The organism is Chlorobaculum thiosulfatiphilum (genome assembly GCF_006265165.1).
Taxonomy (GTDB): domain Bacteria; phylum Bacteroidota; class Chlorobiia; order Chlorobiales; family Chlorobiaceae; genus Chlorobaculum; species Chlorobaculum thiosulfatiphilum.
Genome location: NZ_VDCH01000009.1, coordinates 43179 through 60247 on the forward strand (window position 1 = coordinate 43179; position 17069 = coordinate 60247).

Here is a 17069-nt window from a genome sequence, read left to right on the forward strand (position 1 = left end):
GTTTGGTGCTGTGGGACGAGTGGGGCTTATGGGACTATTGGGACAACAAGAACTAAGAAGAAAAAACGATCCACTTTTCTCTTCCTCCCAAAAGTCCCACTCGTCCCAAAAGTCCCATAAGTCCCAACTATCCTATACTTCACCCCGCCTCTTCCAGCCTGCTGCGCTCCGGGTGCTGCAATAAATACAGCTTGTAGTACAACCCTCGCTGGGCGAGGAGTTCCTGGTGGGTGCCGGTTTCGCGGATGGTGCCTTTGTGCAGCACCACGATCTTGTCGGCATGCTGGATCGTCGAGAGCCGGTGGGCGATGATGATCGAGGTGCGGTGCTTCATCAGCCGGTCGGTGGCCTGTTCGATGAGCGACTCGGTTTCGGTATCGACCGAGCTGGTGGCTTCGTCGAGCACGAGAATGTCCGGGTCGTAGAGCAGCGCCCGCACGAAGGCGAGGAGCTGCTTCTGGCCCGCCGAGAGTCCCGAACCGTTTTCGCGGATGCGGTAGTCGTAGCCGCCCGGCAGCTTTTCGATGAAGCGGTTCGCGCCCACGATACTGGCCGCCTCGCGAATCGTTTCGTCCGAAATCGAGGGATCGCCGAAGCTGAGATTCTCGCGGATCGAACCGGCGAAGAGCACCACATCTTGCATCACCACGCCCACGAGCTTGCGCAAATCGTGGCCGGGAATGTCTCTCAGCTCGATACCGTCAATCGTCACCGAACCCTTCGCGTAGGGGTAAAACCGCGAAAGAATGTTGATGAGCGTGGTTTTGCCGCTGCCGGTTGCGCCGACGATGGCCACGGTTTCTCCCGCCTTGATCTCCAGCGAAATGTCGCGCAGCACCCAGTGATTTTCGTCGTAAGAGAACCACACCTTGTCGAATTCGATGCGATCCCGAAACGCGGTGATCGTTCTGGCATTCTCTGACGGCTCCGGATCGAGCGGCTCTTCGAGCAGGCGGAAGATGCGGTCTGAGCTGGTGACGGCGGTCTGCATGATGTTGAAGCGGTCGGAGAGGTGCTGCAACGGGCGGAAGAAGAGCCAGATGAACTGCACGAACGACACCACCACGCCCACCGAAAGATCGGCCTGCATGATCCGCGTTGCGCTGAACCACACCACCAAACCCGCCGCCGCCGAGCTGAGAAACTCGATCAAGGGGAAGTAGATCGAAAAATAATGCACCGTCTTGATGTTGGCGTCGCGGTGGTCGGCGTTGATGGCGGAGTGTTTCCGGAACTCGGCCTCCTCGCGCGAGAAGAGCTGCACCACCTTCATGCCGGTGATGTGCTCCTGAAAAAAGGAGTTGAGCCTCGCCAGATGCGTCCGGACATCGAGGAACGCCTGGCGCACCCTGTCCTTGAAAAAAATGGTCGAGTAGATCATGACCGGCAAAATGCTCAGCACGACGAGCGTCAGCCGCCAGTCGGTCAGCAGCATCATCGCTACGATGAAGAGCAGTTGTAAGACGTCGCCGATGATGGTGATGAGGCCGCTGGAGAGCATTTCGTTGAGCGCCTCGACGTCGTTGGTGGTGCGGGTGATGATGCGGCCAACCGGATTGCGGTCGAAGTAGCGGATCGGCAGGCGCTGCAAGTGGCGGAAGATGTCGAGGCGGATGGCATAGACCGCTTTCTGGCCGATGAGCTGCGTCAGCCAGGTGGCGGCGTACTGCTTGACGCCGTCGAGCACGATCACGAGCAGCATGAGGAGACTGACGACGGCGAGGCCCTTGTGGTCTCCCGTGGCGATGTGGTCGTCGATGGCGATGCGGGTCAGCCAGGGGCGCAGCGGCGTCAAAATGGCGCCGAAGGCGGTCAGCGCCACCGCGCCCGCGACTAGCCCCTTGAAGGGCTTGATGTAGCCGAGAAGCCGCTTGATGATGTAGCGGTCAACCGAACCCTTTTTACGATTGCCAAGGGTTTCGTCCTGCTGTGTGTGGAATCCTGATGCCGCGCCTGCTCCCATTCTCATGCCGTCAGCCCTCGGTCAAACTGGCCGCCACGGTTGCGATCTCTTCGATGAAGCTCGCGGCAAGGGCGTCGGCCTCCTCTTGCGTCGAGGCTTCGGTGTAAATACGGACAATCGGCTCGGTGTTCGAGGGGCGAAGGTGCGCCCAGCCCGCCGCGAAGTCGAGCTTGAGACCGTCGAGCCGGTTGCACTCCGCTTCGGGATGGTTTGCGGCCACCGTGTCGAAAATCGTGCCGAGCGCCTCTTTCGTCAATTTTTCAAGCTCGACCTTTTTCTTTGACATGAAGTAGTCGGGGAAGGTTTTGCGGAATCCCGAAAGCGTACCGCCCGTCTCGGATTTCCATTCGGCGAAGGCCTGGATGAAGAGCGCGATTCCGGCAAGCGCGTCGCGCCCGTAGTGCAGCTCCGGCAAAATGACGCCGCCGTTGCCCTCGCCGCCGATCGCCGCCCCCTTCTCCTTCATTACCTCGGTCACGTTGGCCTCGCCGACTTTGGCGCTGAAGCACTCGACCTCGTGCTTGCGGGCGATGTCCCGCAGGGCGCGGCTGCTCGAAAGGTTGTTGACCACCGGCCCTTTGTGGTGCTTGAGGTAGAAATCGGCGCAGGCGACCAGCGTGTATTCTTCGCCGAAGAGCGTGCCGTCTTGGCACACCAGCGCGAGTCGATCGGCGTCGGGATCGACGATGATGCCGAGGTCGCAGCTCTCGCGGGCGAGAATCTCCATCGTCTGGCGCAGGTTCTGCTCGACCGGTTCCGGGTTGCGCGGAAAGATGCCCGTGCCTTCGCAGGCGAGCGTTTTGATCTCCGTGATGCCGAGCTTGCGGCACAGCTCCGGCACGATGAACGATCCCGCCCCCTCGACGGCGTCGATCAGTACCCGGAAGTTCATGCTTTTGATCAGGTCGCGGTCGAGGCAGGAGAGCTTCAGGATTCGCTCGATATGCACCGCGTCCCACGATCCGTTTGCCGTCAGCGAGCCGATCTCGTCCCATCGGGCGGAGTCGAACGAGCCTTTTTCTACGATAGCGAGCAGCTCCTCGACGTCGGAGGCGTTCATGAACTCCCCTTTCTCGTTGAGCATTTTCAGGGCGTTCCACTCGACGGGATTGTGCGAGGCGGTGACGATCAGCCCGCCGTCGGCTCCTTCGCCGGCGGTGGCGATCTCGACGGTCGGCGTGGTGGTCATGCCGACATCGACCACATCACAGCCGCAGAGCGCGAGGGTATTCGAGACCAGCCCGGTGATGACGCCGCCGGTCGGTCGGCTGTCCCTGCCGATGACGATTTTCGGTTTGGACTGCGATCCGGGATTCAGCGCCTGTTTTCGCCGCTTGACCCAAGTGGCGAAGGCCATCGTGAATGCCGTGAGGTTTTCCGGGGTGAGGCTCTTGCCGACCACGCCGCGGATGCCGGAGACGCTGATCATCAAGCTCATTGGCAGGAAATGTTGAGGATTGAGAAGGAGTTACCGTTTTGTTGCGGGAATATACATAAAAAACCGCCGAAGCCCGGTCACCAGTCTGGCGGATTCCGTCAATAATTTGTGTCGATATTTTTTAATTTTCGAGGCAGGTTCGTATATTACATGCCTTTTGTTGCGGATACCGCACACTCTTAACAAGATATTATAACAGCACAAGGTTATGCCTCTACACAAATCAGCCGAAAAAAGACTCAGACAGGCAGCGCGCAGGAATGAACGGAACCGTGCCCGTAAAAAAGAACTCAAGGGCGTTTTGAAGAACATGCAGAAGCTGATCGATGCCAACGCCCAGAAGAGCGAAGTCGAGGCGGCATACCGCGCAGCCGTGCAGAAGCTCGACAGACTTGGCGTCAAGCGTTACATTCACGCCAACAAGGCGTCGCGCAAGAAAGCCCAGTTGACGAAGGCGCTCAACAACTACACGCCGACGGTCGGCTGATCATCGGGCTTCCGCAAGCGTACCGCGCGAGCGGGCAATGCTTCATATTCAGTCATACCCGGTCAGCAACCGGCGCCTTGATGGCGCAAAAAGGCTGCAAGCCGGGTATCGTCCATCCCATTCATCATGTTCGCATTTTTGAGAGGTGAGCTGGTAACGGCTTCCCGCGAGGAGGTGGTTGTCGAGGTATCCGGCATCGGGTACCTGCTGCACATCTCGTCCGGAACGAGCCGCCGTCTTCCTTCGGAGGGGAGCCAGGTTCGTCTCTTTACCCATCACCATGTCCGCGAGGACCTTCAGCAGCTTTTCGGTTTTCTCGACGAGGAGGAACTTCAGCTTTTCCGGCTGCTGCTCACCATCAGTGGCGTGGGGCCGAAGCTCGCGATGGCCGTGCTTTCGGGCCTCAGCGTGGGTGAAGTCCAGGAGGCGATCGTCGCGAACCGTCCGGAAACGCTCTACGGCATCACCGGCGTGGGCAAGAAAACCGCGGCTCGCATCATCCTCGAACTGCGGGACAAGATTCTCAAAATCCAGCCAGCGGCGAGCGGCAAAACGGCAGGCGAGCCTCACGCCATCCAGTTGAACGAAGATGCCCTGGCGGCGCTCATGACTCTCGGTTTCCCGAGGCAGACGGCTCAGAAAGCTGTTTCCGGCGTTCTGGAATCATCGCCTGCGCTGTCGGTCGAAGAGCTGGTCAGGGCCGCGCTGACTGCCATTCACAACAACTCCTGAGGCGACCGTGGATTACCAGCAAGCTATCGATTTCCTGTTCCCCCTTCACCGCTTCGGCATCAAACCCGGCCTCGAACGCATCGAGGCGCTGCTCGACGCGCTCGGCCATCCGGAGCGAAAGCTCGGCACAATCGTGCATATCGCCGGAACCAACGGCAAGGGCACGGTCGCTTCGTGCGTGGCCTCGATTTTCAAAGCGTCTGGCCGCAAAACCGGCCTGTTCACCTCGCCGCACCTGGTCGATTTCACGGAGCGGATTCGCATCGACGGCCAGCAGATAAGCCAGCAGCAAGTCGCCGACTATTGCGGGAAGATGCAACCGGCGGTAATCGAGACGGGCGCGACCTTTTTCGAGGCGACCACGGCGATGGCTTTCGCCTTTTTCGCCGACGAAGGAGTCGATGCCGCGGTGATCGAAACCGGCATGGGAGGACGGCTCGACGCGACCAATGTCGTGCAGTCCGACATCGTGATCATCCCGAGCATCGGCATGGATCACACCGAGTGGCTCGGCGGGAGCCTTCGCGAGATTGCCACCGAGAAAGCCGCGATCATCAAGCCGGGCTCGCGCGTGTTCACCGCCGTGCCGGAAGCGGGCGAGGCGTTCGCGCCGATCCGCGAGGCCGTCGAAGCGGCAGGCGCGGAGCTGCACCAGGTCGAGCGCGAGGCAGAGTGGTCGGTGGAGGAGGTTTGTCTGGGCGCGCTCGCACTGCGCATCTCGCTCGAAGGCGGCGAGCCGCGGCAGATTCGGGCTGCGCTGACCGGCTCGTTCCATGCGCCGAACGTTTGCCTCGCCATCATGGCCGCGCGCTCGCTCGGCGTTTCGTGGGAGCATATCGAGACGGGACTTCCGCGGCTCGGCGCTTTCGGCTACCGGGCGCGGCTCGAACGCATTGCCGACAAGCCTGTGGTGATGCTCGATGTCTCCCACAATCCGGAAGGGATGCAAAAAACCGCGCAGTCGATTCTGGAGCTTCGGAACTGCTTCCGTTTTCTCTACGTAATTATCGGCGTCGCAGCCGACAAGGATGCTGCCGGTATCGTCCATCACATCGCCCCGGTCGCCGACGAAATCGTCGCCGTGGAGCTGCCGACGGAGCGGAGCCTTCCGGCGGCGGAGCTGGAGCGGTTGTGCGCGGAGGCGGGAGCGCAGCACGTCAGCTCGCGCAGCACGGTCGCCGAGGCTCTTGAGTTTCTCGACGGGAGAGCCGAGCATGAGGATATGATTCTTGTGACCGGCTCGTTCTATCTGGCAGGAGCGGTGGCGGCGATGGAGCGGTTCCGTTCGGCCCGGGCATCCGCCGGAGCGATATGATTCATCTGTTTTTACATAAAAAATTTTATATTCGTGTTGACCTCTGAGATTATCCAGCCAAGGCAGGAGCCTTCCGCTGGCGCTTCTCCTGGTAAATACCGGTTTCAATACATACCATCTTACCTCATACGGCTTCTTTTCTCATTTTCATGTCGCTTTCTACAGGATCGAGGGTGTTGCTCACCATATCCGGCGGCCATCGACGATGATTCTCCGTTGTTTCTCCTCAGTGATTACGCATGAGGCAGTTCTTTTACTGCATACTTAACCATTAAGCGTTGACCAATCAACAATGTCGAACAATTCGGTATCCAAAGGCCTGGACATCAATGTACTCCAGAAGAAAAAGGTTTATGAACTCAATGCCATAGCCAAAGAGCTTGGCGTGATTACCGCCGGTTTTCGGAAGGAGGAGCTGATCTACAAGATCATCGAGGCTCAGTCCCTGAAAAACCCTGATCCCGAAAGCGGACAGGTGATGGTCAATACCGGTGTATTGCAGGTTATTCCTGAAGGGTACGGTTTCCTGCGCTCATCGAACTACAATTACCTCTCCTCCCCCGACGACATATACGTTTCACCCTCGCAGATCAAGCGTTTCAACATGCGCACCGGCGACACCGTTTCGGGTCAGGTCAGGGCGCCGAAGGAGGGTGAGCGCTTTTTCGCTTTGCTGAAGATCAACACCATCAATGGCAAGGACCCGGAAGTGACCCGCGAGCGTCCTTTCTTCGAGAATCTGACGCCGCTTTTTCCTCATTCCCGCCTCAAGCTCGAAACCCGCCAGAACGAGTACTCCGGGCGCATCATGGATATTTTCACCCCCATCGGCAAGGGCCAGCGCGGCCTGATCGTCGCCCAGCCGAAGACCGGTAAAACCATTCTGTTGCAGATGATCGCCAACGCTATCATCAAGAATCACCCGGAGGTCTATCTCATCGTGCTGCTTATCGACGAGCGCCCCGAGGAGGTGACCGACATGGCTCGCAGCGTGGAGGCGGAGGTGGTCAGTTCGACCTTCGACGAGGATCCGGAGCGCCACGTGCAGGTGGCCGACATGGTGCTCGAAAAAGCGAAGAGGCTGGTCGAGGTCGGCCACGACGTGGTGATCCTGCTCGACTCCATCACTCGCTTGGCCCGCGCTCACAACACCATCATCCCGCACTCCGGCAAGATTCTCTCCGGCGGTATCGACGCTAACGCCCTGACCAAGCCGAAGCGCTTTTTCGGCGCGGCCCGAAACATTGAAGAGGGGGGCAGCCTGACCATCATGGCCACGGCGCTGGTCGAAACCGGCTCCCGCATGGACGACGTCATTTTCGAAGAGTTCAAGGGCACAGGCAACATGGAGCTTTTGCTCGATCGCCGTCTTTCGGAGCGCAGAATCTTTCCGGCCATCGACATTCTCCGCTCGGGAACCCGCAAGGAGGAGCTGCTGTTCACTCAGGAGGAGCTGTCGCGCACCTGGCTGCTCAGGAAGTACCTCGGCGACAAGAACCCGATCGAGTGCATGGAGTTCATGCGCGAAAAGATCGTCGAAACCAAGGACAACAAGGAATTCTTCAAGTACATGAACGCCTGATTCGCGTGATCCGACAAAACGGACGAATCAGTCCGATTTGTCGGATCAAAAGCAGCTACCGGGGAAAAATTATTCACCCGCATTTTTTTTTTGGTGAAATAGAGCCGATGCCCTATATTACCTGCCTTCTAAAACACAGGAAAGATTGAACATTCATGCCCTGCGGAAAAAAAAGAAAACGCCATAAAATGGCCGTGCACAAACGCAAGAAGATGCGCCGTAAGAACAGGCACAAGAAGCGTTTGAGGTACCAGAACAAGTAGGCTTTTATTGAGCCAAGAGCTTGGTTGAGAATATAGCTCAGTCGGTAGAGCAACTGCCTTTTAAGCAGTGGGTCGAAGGTTCGAGTCCTTCTATTCTCACTGGAAGCACTGTTGTTTCCTGAACGACAAGACGAAATGCCCGAGTGGTGAAATTGGTAGACACACCATCTTGAGGGGGTGGCGCCGTTAGGTGTAGGAGTTCGAATCTCCTCTCGGGCACATAGAACAAAAAAGCCGCATCAAGCGGCTTTTTTGTTGTCGTGGCGGAACCGGGTCTCAAGCGTACAGAACCACGTTCAGAGAGGGCTGGTCGCAGCATACTTCTTTGATCAAGAAATGTTTAACAGTACTTTTCCGTTAAAGGCTCAAGGGATCACTCCGCTCCCGCTGAAACGATAAATGTTCCCGAATCATGCACAAACTTCAGGTGGATATTCTCGGACTATCAACGAGTCCTCATACCAACGGCGCCTACGCTTTAATTCTCTATGAAGTCGAAGGCAAGCGCAAGCTGCCAATCATTATCGGAGGTTTCGAGGCTCAGGCCATTGCCCTCAAGCTTGAGAACATAAAACCGCCCCGTCCGTTCACTCATGACCTGTTCAAACAGATTGCCGATGCCTTCGATCTTCATGTCAATGAAGTTTTTATCGATGAGCTTCATAACGAAACCTTTTATGCGAAAGTGATCTGCGAGATGGGCGGCGTGGTGCATGAGATCGACGCGAGGCCGAGCGACGCCATCGCCATAGCGGTTCGCTTCAGTGCGCCTATCTTCGTGTCGGAAGAGATCATGAACGAGGCGGGCATTGTCGAGGAGCGGCAGAAAGAGGAGGAGGAAGAGGCGCAGGCTTCCGCCGAAGAGCTTGTCGAAGATCAGGGTGAAGCGGAACCCGTCAAGAGAGAGCCGCTTGCGGCGGAGCTGAACCGGAAGCTCGAAGAGGCGATCAATCGCGAAGATTACGAGGAAGCGGCGCGAATCAGGGATGAGCTTTCCCGTCTCAAACAGAGCGGCGAAAGCCAGGAGTGATCGGAAGTTCGACCGGCAAGAATCCATCAGGCTCAATAAAAAAAGCCATGACTGTAATCGATGCAGTCATGGCTTTTTCCGTTTGACGATGAGGCCGGATCAGTCGTTGGGCTGTCCGAACGAGAAGGTGAAGTTCCAGCCCTGCGCTCCTTTGTCCGGTTCGGATGGAATGGCGTCAAAGCCATAACCGTAGTCGATGCCGATCTGGCCGATGATCGGCAGATAGAGCCGCAGGCCGATGCCGGCCGATTTTTTCAGATCGGTCAGGTCGAAGCTCGATGCGTCTGCCCAGAGGTTGCCCGCTTCGGCAAAAACCAAGGCGTAGATGCTCGCCGAAGGGCTGAGCGTCAGCGGGTAGCGAAGCTCGGTCGTGAACTTCGAGTAGATTTTGCCGCCGTACAGGTCGGTTTCTCCATCGAACTGCTGACCAAGGCTGTGGTCGGGATAGCCCCGGAGCGGGACGGTCGGCAGGGAGGACATGCCGCTGCCACCCATGTAGAAGTAGTTCGTGTAGGGGATGTAGTCGTCTTCGCTGAAGGTATCAAGGTATCCCTGCTGCGCCGAGACGTTGACGATCAGGTCGCGCGATACCGGGAAAAACCAGCTTGACGTGCCGATCAGTTTATAGAAGTTGATCGTTCCCGGCAGAACGCCTCCGGCTATCTGCGCGGTGAAGACGTTCTTGCTTCCGTGACGCGGATAGATCGGGTTGTCGATGCTGTTCCGGCTGATGGTCTGGGTGATCGAGAACTCCTCGGCCTCTTCAGGTACGCCCGTTTCATTGAGGAAGCTCACGAAACCGCCCTTGGTATGCAGGTAGCCCAGGCGCCAGCTGATGGCGAAGTAGTCGTCGGGCCAGGTGAGTCTTCGCCCGATGGTGATGTTGGCGCCGTACTGGTCGATCGTTTTCGTGGTTTCATCCACGCCGTCGTCGATCAGGTCGTAGCTCTGTTTGGTTTTGAAGGCAGTGAATCCTAAAGAGGTATGAGTGCCGAATGCCCACGGATCGCTGGCCGACAGCGAAAGTGTCCGGTAGTTGTTCGAGCCGAACTGCCATTGCACGGCAAGGCGCTGTCCATCGCCGTGTGGAAGGGGACGGTACGCCGACGGGTTGAAGAGGTCCGCGAACGAGAAATTGTTGAAGGTCAGGCCAAGAGAGCCGGTGCCGCCGCTCGATCCGCTGTAACCGATGGCGGCATTGAACGTATCGGTCTGCCGCTCGGTGACGTTGTAGGTCAGATCGACCGTATCGTTTTTCTGGTTCGGCTGGATGTCCGGCGTCAGGGTTTCGGGGTCGAAATAGTTGAGCATGGAGAGTTCCCTGATGCTTCTGACGACATTCTTCCGGCTGAAGGTGTCTCCCGGAACGGTATAGAGTTCGCGCCGGATGACGTGATCCTTCGTTTTGGTATTGCCCTTGATGTTGATGATGTTCAGCGCGTAGGGATCGCCTTCGGTGAGGGTGATGACCAGATCGACCTGGTTCGGCTGCACCACCTGTTCTTCGAGCTGCGCCCTGAACGAGAGGTATCCCCGGTCGAGGTACAGGGAACTCACGTCGGAATGATCCTGCGAAAAGTTCAGGCGCTCGTTGATCTTTTTGGCGCTGTACAGATCGCCGTTCTTGATGCCGAAGGTGGCGTTGAGGATATCGGTGGTCGCGAAATCCTTGTTGTTGCCACTCCAACTGATATTTCTGATATGATATTTCGGCCCCTCTTCGACGTAAATATCGAGGATAAGCCCCTTCTTGTCGTCGGTGTAGGTGATCGTGTCCTTGACGATGTGTGCGTCGCGATAGCCGTTGTCGCGATAGAATTCAACCAGCAGGTTCTTGTCCTCTTCGAACTTGTCCTTGTCGAGTTTCGGCTGTCCGAAAATCTTCCGCCACCACGAGTTCTGCGTGGTCTCCTTGAGAACGCCACGGAGTTTGCCCTCCTTGAAGGCTGCATTGCCGTGGAACCTGATCTTTTCGATGACGACCTTGTTGCCTTCCTGAATGGTAAAGACAGCTTTGACCCTGTTGTCGCCGGTACTCTGGAGGCGGTACTCCGCGCCTGCCGTCAGATAGCCCTTTGCTGCGTACTGCTTTTCGATCCTGTTCTCGGCGTTCAAAAGCTCCTGGCTGCTGACGCGCCGTCCGACGTTCAGATTGGCCGTGTTCAGCAGCTCCTTCGTTTTAAACTTGTGATTGCCCTGGAACTCGACGCTTTCGAGAAGCGGAAACTCGGTGACGACAAAGGTCAGCTTGATGCTGCCGCTGCCCAGATCGGTCTGCTCAATCTGGATATTGCTGAAATATTGCAGATTCCACAGGTATTGAAGCACACCGGGAATCTCCTGACCGGGGACGGTGATCCGGTCGTTGACCTTGACAGGCAAGCTCTTGAGCAGTTCAGCCTCCTTGACGGTCTGAAGTCCGCGGAAGGTTATTTCCCGGACGGTGAGCGTGCGTGTTTGCGGCATGACTGCTGACGCTGCGCTGGCGGGAGCCTGAGGCGCTGCTTTCGCTTTTGCCGAGGCGGCAGACGAGGGGAAATTGACCAGTGCCAGAACGATCAGGAGTGCTGATAACCTGTCTGGTGGAAATGGTGTCGTTTTCATGAAATGGCTGATAGGTTCTGTGGTTCAGTTCGGCTTGATAAATCTATTCATTGCTCTTTAATTGTTCGCTTGTCTGGCCAAACCGCCGTTCGCGTTTCTGAAACTCCCGGATGGCTTCATAGAGTTCGTTGCGGCGGAAATCGGGCCAAAGGGTATCGGTGAAAATGATCTCGGAATAGGCGCTTTGCCAGAGCATGAAGTTGCTGATGCGGGACTCCCCGCTGGTTCGTATCATCAGGTCAGGGTCAGGCATCGAGGCGGTTGACAGAAATGATGCGAACAGATTTTCGTCGATGGTTTCGGGATCGAGCGTACCCGTCCTGACCTGACGCGCGATGCTCTGACAAGCATGGGTGATGTCCCATTTGCCGCTGTAGCTCAGGGCGATGGTCAGCACCAGTTGATGGTTGTGCCTGGTCTGCGCACTGGTCTCTTCGATAGTTTGACGCACATCCTTGCCAACCAGGCTCAAATCGCCGATGACCTCCAGCCGGACATTGTTGTCGCGCAACTGGGCCGTCTCTTTCCGGAGCACCTTGATGAGCAGCCTCATCAGCGCAGAGATTTCGAGCTTGGGTCTTCTCCAGTTCTCGATGGAAAAGGTGAACAGGGTAAGATTTGCGATGCCGAGCTGCTTGGCGGCTTCGACGACATCTCTTACCGATTCGACGCCGGCCACATGGCCTGCGACACGCGATTTCCCTTTCATTTTCGCCCACCGGCCGTTTCCGTCCATGATGATGCCGATGTGCCGGGGCAGCACACAGGATGATTTCAGCGTTTCCTGTATTCGGGTATCTTCAGGATCGGATTTCGATGTGAACCACTGAGGCATGTAAGAGTAGAAAAATCCAAGAGTTGATGCTGTCCATCGGAACTTGCGGCTTTCGGTCGGGACAGGTTGCTGTCTTCGAAGCATGCAATCTCCATGAGATTGAATTATAGACAGTTATTTATTATTATACAAACTTAATGGCGGCAGAGCCTCCAGGACTCTTCCGGCCGGCAGCGCCCTCTACCCGCAGGAGTTGTTGTCCCGCCGCAACATGCAGAGGAACGATCTTCAATTTCATCAATCCAGCCGAATAAACGTGCAGTTTCATGGTTACCAGGACCTCAGGTCCAGACTGCTCTCAGGTGAGCTAACCTGCGAGCAGGTGATTACAGATTATTTACAGCGCATCGAATCCAGTCGCGACGACAATATTTTTACCGCCGTATTTCATGACGAGGCTATGGCTCGCGCCCGCGAGCTTGACAACAAGCTTCAGCGCGGCGAAGAACCCGGCAAGCTGTTCGGCATGCCGATCGCCATCAAGGACAATATCTCGATGAAGGGTGCGCCGCTCTCCTGCGCCTCGAAGATTCTCGCTGGTTACGAAAGCGTCTATGACGCCACGGTGATCGAGCGTATGCTGGCCGAAGACGCCATCTTCGTCGGTCGCACCAACATGGACGAGTTCGCGATGGGCAGTTCCAACGAGAACTCCGCCATTGGCCCGGTACCCAATCCCTACGACAAAACCCGCGTTCCCGGCGGCAGCTCCGGTGGTTCGGCGGCGGCGGTGGCTGGCGACCTCGCGATGGTGGCGCTCGGCTCCGACACCGGCGGCTCGGTTCGCCAGCCCGCAGGCTTCTGCAACATCGTCGGCCTCAAGCCAACCTATGGCCGCATTTCGCGTTACGGCTTGGTGGCCTTCGCCTCCTCCTTTGACCAGATCGGCCTGCTGGCCGCCAACTGCGACGACGCGGCGCTCGTGCTCGGCGTCATCGCCGGAAAGGACGAACACGACGCGACCTCGTCACACCACGATGTTCCGGAGTACGATACGACGATGGATCACGTTTCTATCGAGGGGTTGCGCATCGGAGTACCACGCGCATTTTTCCCGGAGAGCTTGAACGCCGACGTGGCCGGAGTGGTCAAGGCGGGGCTGAAAAAGCTCGAAGAGGCGGGCGCGGAGCTGGTCGAGATCGATCTGCCGGAGAGCGATTACGCCATCGCGGCGTATTACATTCTCGTCACCGCCGAAGCCTCCTCGAACCTCGCTCGCTTCGACGGCGCGCGCTACGGCTATCGCTCGCCCGACTCGCCCGACCTTTCGAGCATGTACGTCAACTCGCGCACCGAAGGGTTCGGCGCGGAGGTCAAGCGCCGCATCATGCTCGGCACCTACGTGCTCTCGGCGGGCTACTACGACACCTACTACAAAAAAGCGCAACAGGTGCGCCGGGTGTTCCAAGACAAATATCGCGAAGCCTTCGAGAAGGTCGATGTGATCTTCGGGCCGACCTCGCCCTTCCCGCCATTCGGCATCGGCGACAAGATGGACAATCCGCTCGAAATGTACCTGGCCGACGTCTTTACCGTTCCGGCCAGCATCGTGGGAATGCCCGCAATCAGCGTGCCGGTCGGCTTCGACAGCCTCGGCCTGCCGGTTGGCGTCCACCTGATCTGCAACTTTTTCGAGGAGGGCAAGATGCTCGGCATTGCCCGCCATCTCCAGACCTTGTGTCAGACAGTCCCGTCGAACTGACGGCTTTTTTTCATCACCTCAAAAGATTATGGGATTATGAGCGTACTGGTCAATAAAGATACCCGTCTGGTCGTGCAGGGAATCACCGGCGGAGAGGGAACCTTCCACACCTCGCAGATTCTCGAATACGGCACCAACGTCGTCGCTGGCGTCACTCCCGGCAAGGGCGGTATTCTCTATAACGGCAACGAAAAAGATCAATTCTGCCGCCCCGTTCCGGTGTTCGACACCGTGCAGGATGCCGTTGACAAGGCCGAAGCCAACGCGACGGTGATCTTCGTGCCCGCGCCATTCGCCGCCGACGCCATCATGGAGGCTGCCGCCGCCGGGCTGAAGGTGATCATCTGCATCACCGAAGGCATTCCGGTCAACGACATGATGAAAGCCTACAGCTACGTGCAGGAGAAAGGCGCGGTGCTGGTCGGCCCGAACTGTCCCGGCGTCATCACTCCCGGCGAAGCCAAAGTTGGCATCATGCCCGGATTCATCCACAAGAAGGGCACCATCGGCGTCGTTTCGCGCAGCGGCACATTGACTTACGAAGCGGTGCACCAGCTCACCGAGGTTGGCCTTGGCCAGTCCACCTGCATTGGCATCGGCGGCGACCCGATCATCGGTACCCGCTTCCTCGACGCGGTCAAAATGTTCGCCAAGGATGACGAAACAGAGGGTCTCGTCATGATCGGCGAAATCGGAGGCACCGCCGAAGAGGAGGCTGCCGAGTACATCAAAAAGTACTTCAAGAAACCGGTCGTTGGCTTCATTGCAGGCCGCACCGCCCCTCCCGGCCGCCGCATGGGCCACGCCGGCGCGATCGTTTCGGGCGGCAAAGGCACCGCCGACGAGAAGATCAAGGCGATGGAAGCCGCCGGCATCCACGTCGTCGAAAACCCCGCCGACCTCGGCATCACCATGCTCAAAGCCCTCGGCAGAGCCTGAGAGCCGGGCTGACAAATTATCGTAGCAAGAGGCTGCTCCGGTGTCGATCCGGGGCAGCCTTTTTTGCGTTGTGGGGGATTGTCCGCTTTTAGAGAATTGTGAGATTTGCTGACGAAGTATCTATATTGAGGTGGTTTTTGAACCCGAAAAAGCACGGCGAAGGCAGCAGTGTAAACGCTTAACCCGGAGGTACTTCAATGCCATCGATTTCGATGTTTTATGGTCTGATTGTTTACCTGTATTTTCAGGATAACCGGCAGCATCATGTGCCGCATATTCATGTAAGGTATCAGGACGACGAGGTTATTGTTTCGATTCCTGATGGAGAAATTCTCGATGGAGCCATTCCGAAATCAAAGATGAAACTTCTGCAGGCGTGGATAGAGTTGCATCAGGATGAACTGGTGGCAGACTGGGAGTTGGCGATATCAGGAGAACAACCATATAAAATTGATCCATTGAGGTAATGGCTATGAATCCGAGAGTGAAAAAAGTGACTCCGCTGGATGGATACAAGCTTCATCTTGAGTTCAGTAACGGCGAAGTCGGACTATACGATTGCACGCACCTGCTTGATTTTGGTGTCTTCCGGGAATTGAAAAACGTCGATTATTTTAAAAAAGTGACAGTCATCGCCGGAACCGTCGCATGGCCCAACGAGCAGGATATTTGTCCCGATACTTTGTATCTTGATTCTGTAAAATCAGCGAGACAAAGTGCCTAAGGCGTTTTTTCGGTTTAAAAAAAGAATGAAATTATGGAAAGTCTAAAGCAGCAAGCAATCAAAGTAATATCCGCATTGCCGGAAAATGTGGATTTGGATGAGATTATGTACAAGTTGTATGTGATCGATAAAGTCAAGAAGGGCGAAAGTGCTGTCAGGGAAGGAAAAACGATTTCGAGTGAGAGATTAAAAAAGGAAGTAGCGTCATGGTAATCTGACATTATTCTAAAAGAAAAATATAATAGCAATGGATTCAGTCGAATTAAAACCATATCTCAGGGCATTGCATGATCAAGGTATTTCTTTAAAAGCAGAAATCGAGGCTTTTCTTGACTCATGGCCAGTAAATGAAGATAATAGGGCTGATCAATTTGATGATCTGCCTACAGAAAAGAGAATAGAAGTAGATTCACTTATTACAAGTATCAGAAAATGGTTTAACTTGTTAAAGTCTCAAATATTGCCCCATCTTCTCTATGATCAGACATATTTATATTATCTCCTTAGGCGTGTTGAAGCGTGTATAAAAAAAATGTCGTATAAACGGCCATACCCGGAAAGTATGCCATCAATGATTACTATACGAGCTAGCGAAATGCAAGGACTTTTCTCATCGGATAATCGAAAAAGTGATATTGAAGTTTATTCCTCACTGGAAGATGCAAAAAATGATGCTGTTGTTGCAATGGATACAGCCATTTCATTGATTGAGTCTGTACCAGAAGATGCGATACCAATTCAATCGAGACAATCAGTTGAAGTGCCGCACTATAATCCGAATTCAGCGTTTATTCTTATGTGGATGGATCACAACCATCATGAATTAGATGATGTGTGTAATGCAATCAAGGAGGTGTGTAGTAATTATGGTATACAGGCATTAAGAGCAGATGATATTCAACATGAAGATAAGATAACAGATTTAGTTCTTGCTAATATAGCGCAATCGGAGTTTTTAATCGCAGATTTGACAGGAGAACGACCAAATGTCTATTATGAAATTGGTTATGCTCATGCATTAGGAAAACGTCCTATTCTCTATCGAAAGGAAGGAACTAGTCTGCATTTTGACTTATCAGTTCATAATGTACCGGAGTATAAAAATATAACGGAGCTAAAACAGCTTTTGAAAAAGCGATTTGATGCAATACTTGGTCGAACGCCTAATGGTTAGTATATAGATTAAGTCGATTATAAAAATTATGTATTTATCGGTTATACAGATCAAGCCACTTGATGATTATCAGTTGCTTCTGAAATTTGAGAATGATGAGAATCGTGTCTTTGATGTATAGCCTTTTTTGAAGGTCGGCAAATACTCGGAGTTGAAAGATGTTTCATTATTCAATTTGGTAAGAACCTCTTTTGATTCTATCCAGTGGGCAAATGAGCTGGATTTCGATCCTGAGTTTTTGTATGAGAAAAGCTCGTTGGTAGAAGCGTGAGTTTTGAAAA

At 55.3% G+C, this 17069-nt stretch carries 14 protein-coding genes and 2 tRNA genes; 12 read left to right on the forward strand and 4 right to left on the reverse strand.

Annotation, left to right across the window (positions count from 1 at the left end; genetic code table 11):
- Nucleotides 1-139: 139 nt before the first annotated feature.
- Together FGF66_RS05905 and glmM are read right to left on the reverse strand one after the other, a co-directional pair.
- Nucleotides 140-1969 (reverse strand): ABC transporter ATP-binding protein, encoded by a 1830-nt coding sequence (locus FGF66_RS05905; protein WP_139456752.1) that lies wholly within the window; start codon nucleotides 1967-1969, stop codon nucleotides 140-142.
- A gap of 4 nt (nucleotides 1970-1973) precedes the next feature.
- A complete protein-coding gene (gene glmM, locus FGF66_RS05910) occupies nucleotides 1974-3401 on the reverse strand; it encodes a phosphoglucosamine mutase (RefSeq protein ID WP_139456753.1) in 1428 nt (475 codons plus the stop codon).
- 208 nt (nucleotides 3402-3609) lie between these two features.
- Between glmM and rpsT the strand changes: the two genes are divergently transcribed.
- The 7 genes from rpsT to FGF66_RS05945 all read left to right on the forward strand — a co-directional run bounded on the left by rpsT (nucleotide 3610) and on the right by FGF66_RS05945 (nucleotide 8810).
- On the forward strand, nucleotides 3610-3888 hold the full coding sequence (gene rpsT / locus FGF66_RS05915) for a 30S ribosomal protein S20 (RefSeq protein ID WP_139456754.1): 279 nt from the start codon (nucleotides 3610-3612) through the stop codon (nucleotides 3886-3888).
- 126 nt (nucleotides 3889-4014) lie between these two features.
- Entirely contained in the window at nucleotides 4015-4620 is a 606-nt protein-coding gene (gene ruvA, locus FGF66_RS05920) for a Holliday junction branch migration protein RuvA (RefSeq protein ID WP_139456755.1), read from the forward strand.
- 7 nt (nucleotides 4621-4627) lie between these two features.
- Entirely contained in the window at nucleotides 4628-5935 is a 1308-nt protein-coding gene (locus FGF66_RS05925; protein WP_170181241.1) for a bifunctional folylpolyglutamate synthase/dihydrofolate synthase, read from the forward strand.
- Between the two features lie 292 nt (nucleotides 5936-6227).
- Nucleotides 6228-7517: a transcription termination factor Rho gene (rho, locus tag FGF66_RS05930; RefSeq protein ID WP_139456756.1), complete on the forward strand. Its 1290-nt coding sequence runs from the start codon at nucleotides 6228-6230 to the stop codon at nucleotides 7515-7517.
- 289 nt (nucleotides 7518-7806) lie between these two features.
- A tRNA-Lys gene (locus FGF66_RS05935) sits at nucleotides 7807-7879 on the forward strand.
- A 38-nt stretch (nucleotides 7880-7917) separates the two neighbouring features.
- Nucleotides 7918-7999: transfer RNA gene (locus FGF66_RS05940), tRNA-Leu, on the forward strand.
- Nucleotides 8000-8192: 193 nt separating this feature from the next.
- Entirely contained in the window at nucleotides 8193-8810 is a 618-nt protein-coding gene (locus FGF66_RS05945) for a bifunctional nuclease family protein (protein WP_139456757.1), read from the forward strand.
- Nucleotides 8811-8909: 99 nt separating this feature from the next.
- On the opposite strand, the gene bamA is transcribed toward FGF66_RS05945, so the two are convergent.
- Together bamA and FGF66_RS05955 are read right to left on the reverse strand one after the other, a co-directional pair.
- Nucleotides 8910-11414 carry an outer membrane protein assembly factor BamA gene (gene bamA / locus FGF66_RS05950; protein WP_139456758.1) on the reverse strand — a complete coding sequence of 835 codons (2505 nt, stop codon included), beginning with the start codon at nucleotides 11412-11414 and terminating at the stop codon, nucleotides 8910-8912.
- Nucleotides 11415-11457: 43 nt separating this feature from the next.
- Nucleotides 11458-12249, reverse strand: coding sequence for an isoprenyl transferase (locus FGF66_RS05955; protein ID WP_139456759.1), 792 nt, complete (start codon nucleotides 12247-12249; stop codon nucleotides 11458-11460).
- A gap of 256 nt (nucleotides 12250-12505) precedes the next feature.
- Here FGF66_RS05955 and gatA point away from each other — a divergent pair, with 256 nt between their 5' ends.
- The 5 genes from gatA (at nucleotide 12506) to FGF66_RS05985 (ending at nucleotide 16788) form a co-directional block, all read left to right on the forward strand.
- The gene (gatA, locus tag FGF66_RS05960) at nucleotides 12506-13951 is read left to right on the forward strand and encodes an Asp-tRNA(Asn)/Glu-tRNA(Gln) amidotransferase subunit GatA (RefSeq protein WP_139456760.1); all 1446 of its coding nucleotides are present in this window, start codon (nucleotides 12506-12508) and stop codon (nucleotides 13949-13951) included.
- A 36-nt stretch (nucleotides 13952-13987) separates the two neighbouring features.
- Nucleotides 13988-14890 (forward strand): succinate--CoA ligase subunit alpha, encoded by a 903-nt coding sequence (gene sucD / locus FGF66_RS05965; protein WP_139456761.1) that lies wholly within the window; start codon nucleotides 13988-13990, stop codon nucleotides 14888-14890.
- A gap of 197 nt (nucleotides 14891-15087) precedes the next feature.
- Nucleotides 15088-15357: a DUF4160 domain-containing protein gene (locus FGF66_RS05970; RefSeq protein WP_139456762.1), complete on the forward strand. Its 270-nt coding sequence runs from the start codon at nucleotides 15088-15090 to the stop codon at nucleotides 15355-15357.
- 5 nt (nucleotides 15358-15362) lie between these two features.
- Nucleotides 15363-15614, forward strand: a complete 252-nt coding sequence (locus FGF66_RS05975) for a DUF2442 domain-containing protein (RefSeq protein WP_139456786.1) — start codon at nucleotides 15363-15365, stop codon at nucleotides 15612-15614.
- A gap of 247 nt (nucleotides 15615-15861) precedes the next feature.
- Nucleotides 15862-16788, forward strand: coding sequence for a TIR domain-containing protein (locus FGF66_RS05985; RefSeq protein ID WP_139456764.1), 927 nt, complete (start codon nucleotides 15862-15864; stop codon nucleotides 16786-16788).
- Nucleotides 16789-17069: the final 281 nt, after the last annotated feature.